Genomic DNA, 18,536 nt, shown 5'->3' on the forward strand with positions numbered 1-18,536 from the left:
GCAAATGTTTGTTGTGCTAACCTAAGTTAGCAGACCCTACACATTTGATTTGTCGAAACTTTGTTCAGTTTTCAAAGGTCTAATTTGTTGGCTGATTACCTCAACGCAACTTAATCATCATAACATCTTAAGCATTTCATGTCAACATCTTTTTTTTGAGAAGTAACAACTTAATTTGTTTTGGTTGCCGTTGCGACAACAGGAATAATCATAACAATCAATGAAGAAGTTGTCAACAACTAATTTCAATAATTTATTTTTGAATTCCTTGCCTGCCGTAGCAGCAACGTATACAAATATATCAATTTCGGTTATCCATGTCAACAACTTTTCAAAACTTTTTTCACTTTTTCGAAAACAGTCTCGTCAATCAATAGTTTCTTTCATATAATAGGCAGTAATCAGTATCAAGGAGGATGACGAAATTTGCTTGCATGGTTGCCTTTCATCATTAGTTCAATCGGTACTGGCATTGGTCTTATTTATCTCAGTCGCCAGTCTGACTCTTTATTAATCAAGTTAAAGTGTTGCGCTTTGCTCGGCTTTATTTGGGTTTTAACTGGTATTTGTTATACCCCAACGGCTTATAATTTCAGTGGCACCGAGATCATTCACTATTTAGTATTTGGTCCGGTCAAGTTAACGCTAGTACCATTTCAACATCTCGACATTGAATTTTGGTTAAATGTGCTTTTAACCATGCCACTTGGTTTTTTGATTATTTGGAACTTTCCACACTGGTCGTGGCGACGACTCATTTTTATCGGACTGCTCACTGGTTTAACTTTAGAAACTGGGCAATTTATTTTAGATTGGCTTGTTCAAATTAATCGCTGGGTTGAAGTCGATGATGTGCTCACTAACTGGGCCGGCGTTATCATCGGTGGTGCCTTTAGTTATTGGCTAAATCGCCAAACCTGGTTTAAATGGTAACAAACTAAAGAAGTGACGCCTATTCGCAAATGCGAAACAGGCGTCACTTCTTTAGTTTTAGCCTTCTTCGTCAAAGAACAGATCAAAGACATGTGCGCGATCTTGATTCCAAACTTGATTATCACTCGTTGGGTAAACACGATTCGTTAATAAGACCAATCCAATCTGGCGATCTAAATCAAACGCAATCGCAGGACCCGTGTAACCGGTATGGAAGTACTGATGTTTTCCTGGCCGACGTTCCCAGCCCAACGTTCGACCGTCAACATCGTATTCCCCTAACCAATCAAAGACATTTTCATCCAGGACCCGTTTACCTTGGTATTCACCAAAGTTCAACATCATCTCAACAAAAACGGTCAAATCAGTTAGTGTTGAGAATAACCCTGCATGACCACTCTCACCATTCAATAAGAAAGCTTTGTAATCATGAACTTGACCTTGAATTTGTCCTCGACGTGGGTCAAACTCAGTCGGTACAAACCGAATCTTAGGCCGATTCAAATTGTAACCCGTATTGGTCATTGCCAATGGATAACAAACATGATCTTGAATACTTCGTGCGAGGGCGCCGTCAACCGTCCGGATGATCCAGCCTAGGATAATATAGCCTAAGTCAGAATATACAACTTTCTCACCCGGCTGATTGATTAATTTCGCCCCATAAACTGCAGTAATTAAATCCTCACGATTCATTGCGGTTAAATGTTCAATATCCGCAGGTAACCCACTATTATGAAGTAAAAGATGTTTAATCGTAATTTCTGGGTGTTGAAACCCTGGTAAAAAGCGCGTTACCGAGTCTTCTAAACGAATCGTATGATCAGACAACAATTGGAAAATCCGTGTTGTGGTGGCAACCACTTTCGTCACCGAAGCTAAGTCATAAATCATCGAGGCATCTAAACCAATGCCAAATTCATCATTACCTTGCTTACCATGATAATATTGATCAATTCCCCGCGGGGTAATCAGCGCAAACGAGGCCCCAAAAATATCGCCGGCATCGATGCAGCTATCAAGATACTGTGTTATTTTTTTAATCACTAGTCACGAGCCTACCTTTCATAATGGTCGATGACGTTACTAGTCATGCCGTTTTAATTATTAATTACCCTTTTATCATAACGAAAACTCCCATAAAAGCAACGTTAACATCTTTTTTAACATTTTAGCTCTTTATGTTGCAACCGCTTACATCGTGTGCTATTATACTAAGTGAGGAAAGGTAATAACCTCGTTAGCAAGCTTCTCAAATAAGTAGATATCGTGGCAACGTTAGATATCTAGCTTCAAAAGCATTGGTCGTTACTGAGACCAGTTCAGGCGTCGCTAAGCGTTATCGGTTTAAAGCAAGTTGTAAATTTCTTTGAATGGCTGAACGTTGATCCTTGAATAAACAGTAACCGCAAGACGATTTAACCGGAGTTATCAAGACTATCTAGATTTTAACGATTTGTTAGGAAACAGGTGTCGCCGATGACCAATTGTATGTTCCACTAGTACCAGGTTTTATCAGTTTCAATTGTTTCACAGTTCCATTGTAGCTTAGTATTAAAAGTTTAAACGGAGGTGCATGTCTGTTACGAAGACATTCCTAAGTTTTAAACGCGAGTTCGACTTTCGTTAAAACCCGTTTGATGAGTCACGAATCAAGTAATTGATTACTTTTGATCGACTAAAGCAGATAGATACAACAAGTACGGGTTAGTCCGTTAGAAGTTGGACGCACGTAAAATTGAATAGCATGAAGGTGTAACACATTAAGAACAATGAACAACGTGTTCTTGCTAACCAAGGTTATTCCTCATAAATGGGACTCAAGCACGAGAAGCCTTGAGTCCTATTTTTTTGCTTATTTTTAAATTCAATTCATCAAGGAGTTAAAAAAACCATGAAAATGATTACTTTAGGCCCAACGACACGGCAAGTTTCCGCTGTTGCGCTGGGCGTTATGCGCATGAATGCCCTCACCGCTGAACAAGCAACGACCATTTTAAAAACCGCCGTTGATCAGGGCATTAATTATATTGATACCGCCGATATTTATGGTGGTGGTCAGTCTTCAACGCTACTTGGAACCGCAATTAAGCAGTCCCACTTAGCACGTGACCAATTTTATTTGCAATCTAAAGGTGGCATCGTTCCTGGCAAACGTTACGACATTTCAAAAGAACATTTAATTGCTAGTGTTGACGCCGAATTACAGCGGTTAGGCGTCGATTATCTTGACACCTTCCTGCTCCATCGGCCGGACGCTTTAATGGACCCTGCTGAAGTTGCCGCAGCTTTTGATGACTTACAAGCAACTGGGAAAGTGCGCTACTTTGGGGTGTCCAACTTTAATCCTCAGCAAGTTGACTTACTGCAAGCAGCGGTTTCACAAAAACTCATCATTAATCAATTACAATTTGGCCTCATGCATACCGGCGCTATTGATTTTGGGTTCCATACTAATATGCAAGACGAACGTAGCATCAACCATGATGGTGGCATCATTGAATATTCACGTTTACACCAGATGACCATTCAAGCGTGGTCACCTTATCAATATGGCACCTTTGCTGGGATATTCTTGGATAATCCTAAGTTTCCTGAACTCAACGCCGCCTTGCAAACGTTAGCCGATACTTACAACACAACTAAAGGTGCCATTGCAACAGCTTGGATTCTACGACATCCGGCTCACTTCCAAGTTATCTTAGGGACCATGAATCCGACTCATTTAACTGAAAATGCTGCCGGAACTGAGGTAACGCTTAGTCGTCAAGACTGGTACGACTTATACTTAGCTGCCGGACATGACTTACCCTAATGAGCTAAAAACGGGTACAAAACAATATCATAGTTGTTACCACAAAAAAGTTTGGGCCTTGTCTCAAACTTTTTTTGATCAATTGACTCCTTCAACATCAATCACCCTAACCCACCAATTCTTAAATCTAAAGAAAGTTAGGCTTTTATATTTCGAGTTTGACCAAAAATGCGCTATCATTAAAGGTATAAAACTTAGCTATCATACAATTATAAAGTTAATCGTTAAGACCATGCTTAAAGGGAGCCCTGCCATGCCAAAATTCAACATTACACTCATCAGCCCTAAACGCGCTAAAGCGATGCTGACAGAATATAAAGAACAACGTAAAAATTCCGTCCCACACTTAGCTCATCCGGGTCGTTACATTTTACCGGACTACAAGCTAACCCGACGACGGGCAGCCTTTAAAATCGTTAAACATACCTTTTTAACGCCGCATTATAAATCTTACGTGGCTTTAGATTCTGATAACGGCCATACACTCTGGTTACATAACTTTGGTTCACTAACAGAAGCTTTGTTCTGGCTAGAGACTGGCTTAAAAATCAGTGATACTGATTCACATTCGAACTATAAAGAATGGGTGTCCAAGCACATTGATGAAATCGAAACCTTCAAAACGGCTTTGCGGGACCGTAAAAAAGCTAAATCTCAAAAAGCCACAAAATAACCAGCAAAAAAGACATGACCATTAGTGATCATGTCTTTTTTTATTCCCCATATCACGAACCTATATCCCTTTTGACCTTGAGCCAAACTGCAATGGCGTTACCCGCTTAAACATCCCCATGCGTACGCCAACTTGCCAACGCACTGGCATTTGCTTAGCAACTGTGGTCGGTTGCTCGAATTGCCATGACTGACCTAACGTTGGTAAGTCCCGCACGCTGCGTTCAGTTGAACCGCCTAAGACCAGGCTAAATCCTAAAACTACCATTGTTTTGGTTCCTAACCGCATCCCGATACCCACCTAACTATTCATTTGACTTACGCCTTGAGTATAGTGAGCCATTGTAAAGTTCCGGTATTGAAAACGTAAATTTCGAGTTTCATTTCTGTAAAGACTATCAAAAAAAGAGCCGCGACAAACGTCGCAGCTCTTTAGTGTCTCCAAATCATGATTAACTTAGTCAGTCTCTGAGGCCGACTTACCGACTGCCCGCCGTTCGCGCGCATAATCGGTCTTCGTCGAAATTTCAACATCTCGAGCCAACTGTTGCCGCCGAGCCTTGGCAGTGGCTTTAGCTTGCGCTTTAGCCGCTTCTTTGACTGGATCCGTCGATAAATCATGATAGATCGAGTACAACAAGACCAGACAAACCGCAATCAGTGGAAAACCTGACATTGCACAAATCGACTGAATGGCTTTAAAACCACCGACCGTCACTAACCCTAGCGAGAAGAGCAAGAAGATAACAACCCAGCTCATCCGATTAAAACGACTCGGTTGTTCACCCACTGCCAATTCTTTACTCGTAAATGATGACGTGATGAACGCAAATGATGACACCGTGGTGGCCAAAAAGATGAAACATGATAGACAATACAAAACCAACATAATCATCTTCAATGGCAATGTCGTTAAGACCGCTGCAATTACCGCAGCTTGACCTTGAGTGTTCAAAATGTGAACCAAATTAACAATCCCCATCTTTTGCAAGTACAAGGCATAACCACCTAAAACGGCATAGAAACTGACACAACCAAGCGAGCCCCATAAGAGCATCCCGCCTAAGACCTGACGAATCGTCCGACCGCGTGAGATCCGGGCAATAAATAAGCCCATCACTGGCATAAAGGATAACCACCAGCCCCAATAGAAGATCGTTTGACTTTGCATCGCGGTCATCGGACCATTAGCCGCCGTATTGAAACTCATGCTAACAAATTTATTAATAAACAGACCAATACTGTTGGTTTCTGAATTTAAAATATAAACGGTGGGACCTACTAGTAAAACGACCACTAAAAAGCCAATCGCCAACCAAATATGGGCCGAACTCAGCCGGCCAATCCCACGTTTGAGGCCATTAAAGACGGCCAACGCAAAGATCACAAATAAAATCGCGAATAAACCTAACTTCAAGGTCATCGTATCAGGAATCCCAGTGACAGTACTCAAAACTTTGGAAATGACTGGAATTTCCATACCGACAGAAGTTCCGACACCACCCATAATCCCAATAACGACTAAAAAGTCGACCAGATTACGAGCAACCCGCTTAGCCAAGCTTTGGCCTTCCAAGACTGAAATCGCCGCACTCAACCGTTGAACCTTGACGTGCTTAACATACATTGCATAGGCAATTCCAATGGTGGCCGGCGCAAACATCATCCACGCCATGGGTCCCCAGTTGAACTGGCCTAACATATGCGCATAATTATACGCTGTATTTGAAAACGGCTTAGCGCCGAATGATGGACTTTGTAAATAGCGTAAGGGGTCCACGATACTCAACATTAAAATGCTGGCATCAATCCCAGTGGCATAAACCATGCTCCCCCAATGGAACGTTGAGAATTCTGGCTTATCATTAGGGCCACCGAGTTTTGTTTTCCCAAACTTACTTAATCCTAAGTAAATGAAAAAGATAAAGTTGATGACATAGACCAACATGTACAACCAGCTCATATTACTGGTTAACCAGGTTAAGATTGACGTTAACCCCGTTTCTAACGACTTACCCCCGACGAGTAACACGACGGACGCGAGCGCGAAGAGCGCAATCGTTGGTAAATACACCCACCAATCAATATTCTTACTTTTTAAAATAGCAAACCTGCTACTGAAAATATCCTCTCGATATCAAAAAATTTCGTGGTTCACCCTCCCAGCTCAATCAACTGGGAGTCCCCACGCGTTAATTTCCGACTAGCAATCGGTACACCCCTGCGAAAAAGCTTCGCAGCACTCAGTACCCTTAGTTTTAATAAGGTAAACGGCTTGCAGTTCTAGCTCGGTTTGTGCTATCTCAAAATCAGTAGCAGAATTTCCTTCTTTCCGTTGGGTGAGCTAAAACTACGCCATACTGACAAAACTAGTTAAATTGCATCATCACCATTGGCAGTCGCCAATGCTTTAGCGCTGATAGCCGCATGTTGTGGTCAACTGACCGCTAACACACCATGTAACTATACATAGTTACCGTATCTTGCTAATGAAAAACCCCCTTGAATTCAGATACGTCATTTGTAAAGTGGGCGTCATGATCGGCCCCATAATACACAAAAAGTCGCACGACAGGGTAACAAGTTACCACCTGTACAGCGCGACGTCTTATACAAATGCTGATTTCAGTATTTTCTGATATATCTGAATGTTCACTTATAACTATACTAGCATTAGAAAATAATTCAAATTGCCGGTTTTTCGGGGTTTAAAGCCTATCATGAAAGGCCTGAGACCATTTTTCAGTCGTCAAAAAAGGCCAATCTTTCTGAAAATTAATCATCATTTGCGCAAATTATTAAAATTACTTTAGAATCATTATTATCTGTTTGAATTTCAATCGTTTCATGCTATCCTTGCTATAAGTATAAAGGAATCGGTTTCATGATGTAAAGGAGGAGACCACAATGAGACATTATTACAAATTAAGTTTGACGGTTGCCGTGGGGGTTATCGCGTTAATTTTACAATTTGGGCTGCACCAACCAGGCACGGCGCAAGTGATCATCACTATTCTGGGCTCATTGATGACCTTGTCAATGTTGATTGAAATGATTAAAACCTTGCGAACCGGTAAATACGGCGTCGATTTACTGGCAATTACTGCCATCGTCGCGACCTTAGCGGTTAGTGAATATTGGGCCAGTTTGATTGTGTTAATTATGTTAACTGGTGGTGACTCACTAGAAGATTACGCGGCTAAACGGGCCAACACTGAATTGAAGGCCTTGCTCGACAACTCACCTCAAATCGCCCATCGACAAGTCGACGGTCAATTAACTGATATTGCCGTTGAAGCCGCACAAATTGGCGATCAATTAGTCGTTAAACCAGGCGAACTGGTGCCCGTTGATGGTCATCTTATTCAAGGAACCGCACTTTTTGATGAAGCCTCATTAACTGGTGAATCTAAACCGGTTGAGAAAAAAGTGGGTGACGATGTCATGTCTGGTGCAGTCAATGGAGACAGTGCCATCACAATGGTCGTTGATAAAGTCGCCGCCGATAGTCAGTATCAACAACTAGTCAAGTTAGTTAAGGAATCCGAAGCCCGGCCAGCTAAGTTCGTCCGGCTAGCCGATCGATATGCGATTCCATTTACATTAGTGGCCTACCTCATCGCTGGTATCGCCTGGTGGTTGAGCGGCGATCCCCACCGCTTCGCAGAAGTCTTAGTGGTTGCGTCACCATGTCCACTGATTCTCGCGGCACCGGTAGCGTTAGTTTCTGGGATGAGTCGCACAAGTCGTAACGGGATTGTCGTTAAAACTGGTGACATGCTTGAAAAAATGGCGACCGCTAAATCCGCTGCGTTTGATAAAACGGGTACCATTACGAGTGGTCAATTAACGGTCAATCAAATCGTCCCACAACCCGGATTTACCGCAACACAAATCTTACATTTAGCAGCTAGTGCTGAACAAAATTCTAGTCACATTCTGGCACGTTCAATCGTTAAATATGCCAGTGACACACCGCTTAGTCCCGTTGATCAGTTAGACGAAGTCACCGGCAATGGGGTCACGGCACAAATCGATGACCACACTGTTAAAGTCGGTAAATTACGCTTTGTCGCACCTAATACTGACTTAACACCTCTGGCGCAAACGGCGATTTACGTTGCCGTTGATGGACAGTACGCCGGTCATATTACGTTTATCGATAATGTCCGTCCAGAAGCTGCGGCTACCTTACAAGCCTTACACGCTGAAGGCGTCCAAAATGTCATGATGCTGACTGGCGATCAACGGGCCATCGCCACCAAAATTGCCCAAGAAGTTGGTATTGATACCGTTCAAGCCGACCTGTTGCCAGCCGATAAGATTACGAATTTAAAAGCCATTGCTAAATCCGACAGACCAGTCATCATGGTGGGTGATGGCGTCAATGATGCGCCTTCACTTGCCGTGGCCGATGTCGGGATTGCTATGGGGGCTCATGGGTCAACTGCTGCGAGTGAATCTGCTGATGTGGTGATCTTAAAAGATGATCTCAGTCGCGTGGTCACCGCGATTCAAATCTCCAAAGACACGATGAATGTGGCAAAACAAGCGGTCTGGATTGGTATTGCCATCTGTACAATCCTAATGTTAATCGCTAGTTCCGGCATCATTCCAGCGCTCTTTGGCGCGATGCTTCAAGAAGTCGTCGATACCGTCTCCATCTTGTGGGCCTTGCGCGCCTTACGTGATCGTCCACGCGCCAATTCACAATTAACCCAATTGAATTCGCAACAAGTACATTAAAGCGTTGCCAAAACCCAATCACCAGTGCTATGCTTGCGAGAGAAACGGATGTGAGCGTATGCCTGATTGGGTTTTAAATTGGTCAAAAGAATCACTAATTTTTATTGCTATTCTGACCTCGATTGCCGTGTTCTTACTAAAAGTCCCGTTACGCCAAGCCATTCTCGTCGACTTTGGCTACATGATTGTGGCGTTACCGTTTGCCTGGTCTACTCGCAAACGTCCTCGCCAATAAAAAAATCCTGAGAAAAGATTCTCAGGATTTTTTATTATTTTGACTAAAGGTTGAACCTTACTTTTTAACAATTATCGTTGATGGGGCATTAAGCTTACTTGCCGCCTACCGTTCGCCCACATTGAGCCGGAACGCTGTGAGCGGACCGGTTCAGCCAAAAGGCGGTCTGAACCGTCGTTTTGAACCACCAAAATCGTGTTTCAAAAGCGCCAGTCTCTATCGCTAAGAGAACCCCACGGCTGGGCTCAATGTGGGCTCACTCTCGTCTAAGCTGGTGGGATGATCAAATTTAACTAGCAACAAGAAACTAACCGGAGTCAGCCAGTGATGGCGCCGGCCGTGACAACATCGTTAGTCCGGATGATTTTTCCGGGCTTACGATGTGGACGACTTTTGAGACTAGCGGTTTTGGCTAGGCTCAAAAGCGAGGTGGAAGCCCGCATTTTGGCTGGAGCCGGTCTCACAGCCGGCAGAATCACTGGCTGGCGGAGGTGGCTAATTTAGTACAGTTCAAACCAGTACTGGTACGGTTTCCATCGCCATGATTATCTTTTAACCTTTAGATTGTTCTACTGAAATAAAATCAAAGATTGTTTGATCAAACAAACCGCGATCAGTAAGTTTCAACGTTGGAATCACGGGTAACGTTAAAAATGACAACGTGATAAACGGATCAAATGGTAACGGCGTCTCACAAAGTTGATCGTAAGCCTGTTTAAGCGTTGTTAATCGTTGCGCCGTCGTTTGATAAGTGGTGGCAGACAATAAGCCACCAACTGCTAACGGCAAATCCGCCATGACTTGGTCGTCATCAACAACCGCTAGTCCCCCATCGGTAGCAGTAATTTGTTCAATCGCTCTTAGAATCGCCGCATCCGATGTTCCAACCGCGACAATGTTATGGGCATCATGCGCCACGGAACTGGCAATTGCCCCATGTTTTAATCGAAAGCCGTGTACTAATCCGACCCCAACCCGGCCGGTTTGATGATGACGTTCGACCACGACCATTTTTAAAATATCCTGGTCCAAGTCAGCGACAAATTGTCCGTCAACTACAGGTACCGTCTTCACCAAATGATCGGTTTCAATATGGTTAGGCTGCACTCCAATGACATTCACTCGGTCGTGTATTAATGGTAAGGCTAAATCGGCTAAAGTCGCGTGATGCTGAATCTTAGTCGCTGTAAATGGAAGCGGTTTGGACTTAACCACCGATTCAACCCACTGGCCGGTCTTCATCGTCTTCGCGATTTGGACCGTCTCAACGTGATCTAATACCACCAGATCCGCTAATTGTCCTGGTGTTAGGCTACCACGGTCACTTAAGCGATGTGCGCAGGCCGCGTTATAGCTCGCTAGGGTATACGCCAATGCTGGACGCATGCCACTGGCAATCGCCAATTTCACGTTATAATCGATTGACCCTTCCGTCATCAGATCCGCAATCGTTTTGTCATCAGTACAAAAGGCAAACCGACTGGCATTAGCTTCGGTCACTGCCCCAATTGTGGCTTGCACATCGCGTTCGACCGTCCCCTCACGTAAAAAGACCATCATGCCAGCTTGCACTCGATCCAGCGCTTCTTGTACTGTTGTGCACTCATGATCAGTATCAAGCCCCGCGTTGCGCATGACTGCCAATTGTTGCGGCGTTAACCCAGCCGCATGTCCATCCGCGTGATAACCAAATGTCTGTGCATCATGAATCTTAGCCATCGTATCTTCATCACCGCGGGCTACCGCGCCGTAATCCATCACTTCAGCCAACCCGCGTACTTCCGGTTGCGCATAGAGTGGTCGTAAATCGGCTGCATGCAATGTGGCGCCATTATCATCAAATGGCACACACGGTACCGATGATGGCAACATGAAAAATACATCCAACGGTGTTTGCCGGGCATCGTCAATCAAATACTGAATACCCGCTGTTCCAGCCACATTAGCTAGTTCATGGGGATCGGTCGCAATCGCAGTCACGCCGTGCGCTAACAAGACTTTACCGAGTTCACTTGGCGCAACTAACGAGCTTTCCATATGCACATGCGCATCAATCATCCCTGGTACAATCCATTGCCCCGTCGCATCTACTCGCTGACGAGCGTCATAAGGCGCATCCACTAAATTACTGACCACGTACCCTTGATCGATCCAAAGACTCGTCTTTTCAAATTCACGCGTCAACGTATTTAAAACCTGAGCCCCTGTAATCACCATATCGACTGTCTTTTTCATATTCTTGGTTTCTCCTTCTGCCTATCCGGAGAAAAAAGCCGCCGGACCCCTCCCGGCAAATTGAGAGAGAGATCCAGCGGCTCAATTCGCTTATAGTCCAACCTTTACGGGGTTGGGTAGAAACTCGCCGTCCATATTACGGCATTATATAGGCAATTGTTGTTTAAGTTATTTTTTGGTTGTCAGTAACCTTAGCAAAATTTGCGCATAAATGCAAACCGTCACCTTTAACTTTCAGCCCTAAAAATTATCATCACCCAGTGCATGACTGCCATAGCCTAGTGACAATGAAAGCGATATAATGTTCATGAATAATTTAATAATTAAAGGAGCTGGACTTAACTATGATGATGATGAATAACCCCACCATGTTATCTTATATTCGTCGTGAACAATCTGTTTTAAATCAAATACTTGCCGCCTATCCCGAACAAATCGGCAATGCCATGGCCCAAGCGCCTGAGGATACCCACCACTGGTTGATCCTCACAACGGCTTCAAGTCTCAACGCCGCTAAAAGTGCGCGCCTTTATATGGAACACACCGCTAATATCCAAGTTGATGTCCAAGATGCGGAATACTACGCTAACTATGGCCACATTAATCCTGGTATTGACACGGTTATCGCCATTTCATTAAGCGGTGAAGATCCAGATACCATCGCCGCACTTAAAAAGGTCACGGCTGGTAGCCATGCCTATACCATTGCCATGACTAGCCAGGTCAAGAGTCAGTTACCAACATTAACGGATGCAACGGTCGATATTTTAACTGGTAAGGAAACCATTCCATATATCACCTTGAGTTACAGTGCCTTAATGCTTTCCTTAATGTTCTTAGGGTTACGCAGTGCCGCTAACCGCAATTTAATGACTGAATTAGCCGCAAATCAAGAACTCGATGAATTTGGTCTCTTGATCGAACACATCAATGAAACGATCCAACGGTCAAATGACTACTACCGGAAATTCACGATTGATTTTGGGTTAGCTGATCAATTTACGGCCATCGGACCAAGCGTCGTTGCGGGTACACTAGCCGAAATGGAGACTAAGTTCACTGAAATTGTCCGCGTCCCAACAAACGGCTACACAGTCGCTGACTTTACTCACGGGGCTTATCTCGGTGCCCATGAAAACCACCGTCAATTTTATATTGAATTAAATACCTTACCTAACGTGATGCAAAAACAGGCTGCCGTTAAAACTTTTGAATCTAATCTCACGCCACACATTTATACGATTAGTTTTACTGGTGAACAGCCAACTGAAAAAGATGAACAGACCTTGATCCTTCATCAAGTGGATGACGTCTTAAAAGCCCCATTACTTGCCATTATTCCGTTCCAAGTCTTAGCTTGGTTCATTGCCAAAGCCAAAGGGATTAATTTATCGCATTCAATTTTCACTAAATTTCAAACGGTCGTTGATGGCGTCGATCAACCCAAATAACCGTTCATTCAAAACAGCTTCCCCACAAGTTATCGTGGCGAAGCTGTTTTTTTGAGTTGAGCTATTTAATCGTTCCGTTAGACTAGCCAGCGTTCTGTGGGGGCCGATTCCAGCCTAAAAGCGGTCTGGAATCTCGCTTTAAAGCCTACAATTCAAGTCTTTAAAGTCGCCCCGCAACCTAAGATGACACAAAACGTCATCTAACGTTGCCGACACGGAACACTAGCTAGTCTAACTCCACTGAAATACTGCTTAACTACATTAGCTGGAGGTGGTTGCTGACGTAATTGGCTGTGAAAGTGGCGTTAATCCGGCGACTTACCGGATTAACGCCACGGACGATCTTGATCAACGGCGGCTTTTGCCGTTGATCAAGTCGAGGTTCAAGACCGCTCCTCAGGCTTGAACCGGTCCCCACAGCTGATGAAGCCACCAACCACCGCAAGTATCCAATACAATATAATCTAATTTAATTCAGTAGCTTGCGTTAATTTAGTTGTCGCTTTTTTTGACGCATGTAAGTGCGCTAACCCCAGGCCAGTAAAGCCACTGAGAATAGACATTACTGGGCAAAGTAGACTAAAGAAGACGAATGGTAAGTATTGAACGGTTGGAACACCTAACGTCGTGGTCAAGAAGACGCCACCAACACCCCACGGAACTAAGTAGTTAATAACGGTCCCACCATCTTCTAAGACGCGGCCTAAAGCTTGATCAGCTAAGCCACCATTATGAAAGGCTTGGCGGAAAGCACGCCCTGGCAAAATAATTGATAAAAACTGTTCACCAACGAAGACATTGACCCCAATACAGGTTACAACGCCAGCCGTAATAAGCTTGCCGTCACTATTTAAATGCTTAGCAATCGGTGTCATGATTTGACCAATCAAGCCGAATTTCATCAATAAACCACCTAATGACAACGTGACCACAATCAAAGCCACCATACTCATCATGCTGACAATACCACCGCGTGATAATAAGGTATCAACACTCGTGTTTCCCGTTTTTGAAACAAACCCGGTATTAATAATTGCTGTTAACTTGGTCATACTCATCTGAGGTTGTTCAAACAAAATCAAGCCAGCCGAAACAAAGATATTGAGTAGCATCGTTGGAATAGCTGGCATCTTGAACCCCGCGCAGACGAAGACTAACACGATTGGCAACAGTGACAATGCCGAAATACTAAAATGGCCATTTAAGACACTGACAGTTTGGTTAATCTTCGCTAAGCTTGTCCCATGGTCACCATGACCTAATAATGCGAATAAGCCTAATGAGATTGCGCCCGCTGGAATCGTACTCCACATTAAGTGTTTAATGTGGGCAAACAAATCAGTATCCACAACAGCTGAAGCTAAGTTATTTGTTTCAGATAGTGGCGATAATTTATCGCCAAAGATCCCACCACTAATGATGGCCCCAGCAACTAAAGCTGGGGTCAAATTCATCGTAACACCCATCCCGAAGAAGGCAATCCCGACAGTCGAGGTCACGGTAAAGGCACTCCCAACGGCAGCACCTACCAATGTGCAAACGATAAAGACTGATGGCAAGAACCATTGAATATTGATGAGTTTAAAACCAATCACCATTAACGTGGGAATCGTCCCTGCGGCAATCCAAGTGGAAATCATGGCGCCAATTAAAATAAAGATGAAAATGGGAATAATCCCTTGGTCGATCCCCTCTTTAATGCCAGCGTTCACCGCCGACCATGGAAAGCCACGTAGCATCGCCCACGCGGTAACGACACCCATTGCCAGTAATACCGGAACTTGAGGAGACAGACCGAAGCCGATCACACCTAAACTCATAATGCCTAGGACGACGAGCAACACAATCACAGCTTCTAAGGTGCTAATTTTAGGGGTACTTTTAGTTGTTTTCATTATTAATTCCTCTTTTTAAGTTGTCAAAGTAACGGTCAACTAAACTCACCTAATATCGAACTAAGCCACCACAAGTTTTCATCATCATTGTTCTCATCCTCTTCATAAAAAAATCGCCCCCATTGTTCGTTAAGAACAACAGGGACGATTAGACTAGTCGCGGTACCACCCAGGTTGCGGCTTTTATCATCAGACTAAAGCCACCACTCACTAGAAGATAACGGTTCTAGTTATTCCGTTCAATCGAAACTCGGTTACCGTATTTCAACAACAGCTCCTGATCGGTTCGCAGCAACCACCGACTTCCTGACACCCAGACCTGCTTCTACTTGATGTAACGTTTAACGTTCGCTTATTAACTTGTAGTCAACAATACCACCCTTGTTTTTAATCGTCAAGCCATTTTTTAATTTATTTTTAATTTAAAAAGAAAACACTACTATTCCAAACGATATGTAAGATCATCGATGGCCAGATGCTGTGACTTCGTTGGTAATTCCAACCGAACAGCAATCCTAACGGAAAGACACAGGCGATGTTGCCTAACCAAACTAACGGACTATAACCCATCACGAGGTACAGTGGAAAGTGGATTACCTGAAAAGCCAGTGCTTGCATCAAATTAACCCGCCAAAATGGACCGGTCTTTAACAAACAATTCAGCAAACAGCCGCGGAAAAACCATTCTTCAAAAAAGCCAGCCGCTAACGTGACATTAATCAGCTGCCCCATATCTAACTTGCCTACTGCAAATGGCGCCGGTCGCATCAGTTGACCTAATGTCTGAACAGCCAGTAGTCCTAACAGACTCAGCCAAAATGCCCACGGTAAACGGAATTGCCACAATTTGGCTGGCAGTTCTGTTAATTTCGCCCGATAATGTCCCAAACACCACCAAGTTAACCCACCCCACAACATGCCTTTAGCGGCGACCGTTAACCAATCATAACGCCATCCCGAGACTTGTTGCGGTAACCAACCATGAATCACGGGCGTTACGAGACACCATCCGAGCAGTAAGCAAATATAAGACCACCAGCCCACATTACATTTTTGCCATGACATTTCGAGCCACCTCCCTAATTATTTGTGACTTTATCATAAGAATAATTGAAAACCCTTGGAACTAGTTCAGAATGTAAGCTTATTGTAATCCAATTGCAACATTTCCCAGGTACACTGGGGATTTGTATAGTTCTCGCTACGGATTAATAGTGTTATTCTAAAATATAGACAAGTTTTAAGGACGGCGTTATCAGGGTTGCGCCGGACTGATATCAGAATGGAAGGTCGCAAATCAATGAAGTTAGCATCAACGGGGTCCCACATTTTACGAGCAATCGCTACTGGGGTAGCAGTTCTCGGCATCGGCGTGGCGGTACAGCACACTACCGCCCACGCTGAAAGCGTCAATAGTTACATCAGTAGTCAAAAAATTGGCCATGCCACTATCACTAAGTCTATCTGGAGTGGTTTTCCAAAGTATAAATATCGTAACGGTGTCGGTAAACCAGAAGGCGTCGTCGTTCACGAAACCGCCAATTCAACCTCAACGATTTACGGTGAAATCGCCTATATGAAGGCCCATTACAGCAATGCCTTTGTTCACAGTTTTGTTGACGCCTCACGAATCGTTAACATCGCCAACACCAACTATTTAAGTTGGGGCGCTGGCCCCGCTGCTAACCAACGTTTCGTTCAATTTGAACAAGTCGAAGTGCACAGTAAATCGGCCTTCGCACATCAAATCGCTAATGCCGCTTACTATACGGCTTACCTTTTAAAAGAATACAACTTAAAACCTAACGACGCCGCTTATGACGGTAAAGGAACCGTTTGGTCACACAACGCCGTTTCTAAATTTTTAGGCGGCACCACTCATACTGATCCCGTTGGTTATTATGCTTCGGCTGGTCGGAAGTATTTTGGTCAAGCCTATACGATGGCTCAATTTTATCAACAAGTTAAACGTCAATACAACTTATTGCATGGTTCATCAACCTCAACCTATGCCAAAGCAACTTATCAAAAGGGTTCTGGCAGTGAAACCGCTAAGTTGAGTAGCAGTTATACCAAGTACCGCCTCTATAATCACATTAAAGGCACGCGAGCAACTAAGAAATACACTTGGACGCGTTCAAAGGCTTATGCTGGTAAGCGCGTTTATATTGACGAAATCGGCACCAAAACGGCTAGCAAGTCGAAATGGTATCGTATCCGTTTCCGTAAATCAACTTCAGCACAAAAATACTGGGTTTACAAGAAGGCCTTGAACTTTGGGACGTTAACGTTCAACAAAGACTTAACGTTACAAAAGACGGTCAAAACCACCAGCAATACAGCAACGTATAACCATATTCCAAACACACATTACTTATCCAAATCAGTTGGGTCGACCGCTAGCTTACAAGGTCAAACCGTTAATATTAACTGTGAAGGTATCCGAACCATTGATGGTGTGCAAACTACTTGGTATCGCGTTGTTCCAACCACTGGTGACCCCTACTGGATTAATGCTACTGAATTTGATTAACAACTAACTAAAAAATCGTCCTTGGAAATTTTCTTTCCAAGGACGATTTTTTATACTGCGATAGATCATCGAAACGTTAATTACCACAAAAATGAAATCATCGACTTTGCCACTTGCGGATTCTGGTTCAACGCACAATGCGCCGCCGTAGTTCCGCTATAAAACGCTTCGCGATACTGTGCCAGTTGTCCACGCAATAAATAACTCACAGATCTGGCCGAAGCCACGCCAACATAACCGTCGTTGTTAAACCCTAGATTGGTATCACCAATCACATTTAACATTTTGACGTTAGCTGGGAAGTTTGCTCGCAACTTCAACATCGCCGCAAAGTGTCGCGTAAACCGTGTTGGCTTAGCCGCGACTGCTTGAACGTGCCGTTCAGTCGCCGTATTCAAATAACCGGTTAACCCATCAAACGGACCGGCAATCGTGACAATCTTCTTTAACGTAGGTAACGCTTGATCATCACCATAGGTTAACGCTTGATTGACAATGTCATTTGAACCAAGCGAATGACCCACGGCGTTATACTTGGTCACGCCGTACTTAGCCTTTAATTGCACCAAAACTTGATGCAACCAATAAATCTGTGTCTTTTGAGTCGCATGATTATCTTTAAACACGACTTGCACCATGGGATTCTTCAGCGACTTTTGCCAATACCCTTTGAAGGCCATGACCCCACTTTTATACACATTAACCACGAGTGCTTTTTGCGCAGCACCAGCTTGTTCTGCTTTTTTAATCAAATAATTCGTCGAATAAGCCCCGCCATTATAACCATGCAAAAAGACGGTCGCCGTTTTCGACTGCTGGTATTTTGGCTGAATAACTTTGGCCGTTGTAGGTGTTAGCTGACTCGTTACCCGCGTAATTTTAGTACTACTGCCACCGGCTCCTAACAAAATGACGGTTGCCCCAATCACGAAGGCCAGTAGTAACAACTGTCCAACCGTCCTGATTCGTTTCAACAACAGGTTTCACGTTCCCCTCTATGTAAAAGTGACCTAATGCCTTA

Annotated in this window: 14 protein-coding genes and 1 riboswitch; of the genes, 7 read left to right on the forward strand and 7 right to left on the reverse strand. The window is 43.9% G+C overall.

Annotated elements, in window-relative coordinates; all coding sequences use genetic code 11:
- Positions 1–426: 426 nt before the first annotated feature.
- A complete protein-coding gene (locus FFM84_RS04885; protein ID WP_130844728.1) occupies positions 427–933 on the forward strand; it encodes a VanZ family protein in 507 nt (168 codons plus the stop codon).
- 57 nt (positions 934–990) lie between these two features.
- Here FFM84_RS04885 and FFM84_RS04890 read toward each other — a convergent pair whose 3' ends face one another.
- Positions 991–1,980 (reverse strand): serine hydrolase domain-containing protein, encoded by a 990-nt coding sequence (locus tag FFM84_RS04890; protein ID WP_130844727.1) that lies wholly within the window; start codon positions 1,978–1,980, stop codon positions 991–993.
- A gap of 847 nt (positions 1,981–2,827) precedes the next feature.
- Here FFM84_RS04890 and FFM84_RS04895 point away from each other — a divergent pair.
- Both FFM84_RS04895 and FFM84_RS04900 read left to right on the forward strand, forming a co-directional pair.
- Positions 2,828–3,748, forward strand: coding sequence for an aldo/keto reductase (locus tag FFM84_RS04895; protein WP_130844726.1), 921 nt, complete (start codon positions 2,828–2,830; stop codon positions 3,746–3,748).
- 253 nt (positions 3,749–4,001) lie between these two features.
- A complete protein-coding gene (locus FFM84_RS04900; RefSeq protein ID WP_130844760.1) occupies positions 4,002–4,421 on the forward strand; it encodes a hypothetical protein in 420 nt (139 codons plus the stop codon).
- Positions 4,422–4,481: 60 nt separating this feature from the next.
- Here the strand turns inward: FFM84_RS04900 and FFM84_RS04905 are convergent, their stop codons facing one another.
- Together FFM84_RS04905 and FFM84_RS04910 are read right to left on the reverse strand one after the other, a co-directional pair.
- The gene (locus FFM84_RS04905; protein WP_130844725.1) at positions 4,482–4,709 is read right to left on the reverse strand and encodes a hypothetical protein; all 228 of its coding nucleotides are present in this window, start codon (positions 4,707–4,709) and stop codon (positions 4,482–4,484) included.
- A gap of 168 nt (positions 4,710–4,877) precedes the next feature.
- Positions 4,878–6,545 carry a BCCT family transporter gene (locus tag FFM84_RS04910; RefSeq protein WP_130844724.1) on the reverse strand — a complete coding sequence of 556 codons (1,668 nt, stop codon included), beginning with the start codon at positions 6,543–6,545 and terminating at the stop codon, positions 4,878–4,880.
- A gap of 782 nt (positions 6,546–7,327) precedes the next feature.
- Between FFM84_RS04910 and FFM84_RS04915 the strand changes: the two genes are divergently transcribed.
- Entirely contained in the window at positions 7,328–9,166 is a 1,839-nt protein-coding gene (locus FFM84_RS04915; protein WP_130844723.1) for a heavy metal translocating P-type ATPase, read from the forward strand.
- Positions 9,167–9,224: 58 nt separating this feature from the next.
- Positions 9,225–9,401, forward strand: a complete 177-nt coding sequence (locus tag FFM84_RS16090) for a hypothetical protein (protein ID WP_165444481.1) — start codon at positions 9,225–9,227, stop codon at positions 9,399–9,401.
- A gap of 552 nt (positions 9,402–9,953) precedes the next feature.
- Here FFM84_RS16090 and ade read toward each other — a convergent pair.
- On the reverse strand, positions 9,954–11,636 hold the full coding sequence (gene ade / locus FFM84_RS04920; RefSeq protein ID WP_130844722.1) for an adenine deaminase: 1,683 nt from the start codon (positions 11,634–11,636) through the stop codon (positions 9,954–9,956).
- Between the two features lie 73 nt (positions 11,637–11,709).
- Positions 11,710–11,808: riboswitch (purine riboswitch) on the reverse strand.
- Between the two features lie 172 nt (positions 11,809–11,980).
- Here ade and FFM84_RS04925 point away from each other — a divergent pair.
- Complete coding sequence (locus tag FFM84_RS04925) at positions 11,981–13,087, forward strand: SIS domain-containing protein (RefSeq protein WP_225425268.1); 1,107 nt, start codon at positions 11,981–11,983, stop codon at positions 13,085–13,087.
- Between the two features lie 464 nt (positions 13,088–13,551).
- On the opposite strand, the gene FFM84_RS04930 is transcribed toward FFM84_RS04925, so the two are convergent.
- A complete protein-coding gene (locus FFM84_RS04930) occupies positions 13,552–14,982 on the reverse strand; it encodes a Na+/H+ antiporter NhaC family protein (protein ID WP_130844721.1) in 1,431 nt (476 codons plus the stop codon).
- A gap of 417 nt (positions 14,983–15,399) precedes the next feature.
- The gene (locus tag FFM84_RS04935) at positions 15,400–16,047 is read right to left on the reverse strand and encodes a CPBP family intramembrane glutamic endopeptidase (protein ID WP_130844720.1); all 648 of its coding nucleotides are present in this window, start codon (positions 16,045–16,047) and stop codon (positions 15,400–15,402) included.
- 235 nt (positions 16,048–16,282) lie between these two features.
- Here FFM84_RS04935 and FFM84_RS04940 point away from each other — a divergent pair, with 235 nt between their 5' ends.
- Entirely contained in the window at positions 16,283–17,515 is a 1,233-nt protein-coding gene (locus FFM84_RS04940) for a peptidoglycan recognition protein family protein (protein ID WP_130844719.1), read from the forward strand.
- A gap of 80 nt (positions 17,516–17,595) precedes the next feature.
- On the opposite strand, the gene FFM84_RS04945 is transcribed toward FFM84_RS04940, so the two are convergent.
- A complete protein-coding gene (locus FFM84_RS04945; RefSeq protein WP_130844718.1) occupies positions 17,596–18,492 on the reverse strand; it encodes an alpha/beta hydrolase in 897 nt (298 codons plus the stop codon).
- Positions 18,493–18,536 lie beyond the last annotated feature (44 nt).

This window comes from Lactiplantibacillus mudanjiangensis (assembly GCF_005405385.1).
Taxonomy (GTDB): Bacteria; Bacillota; Bacilli; order Lactobacillales; family Lactobacillaceae; genus Lactiplantibacillus; species Lactiplantibacillus mudanjiangensis.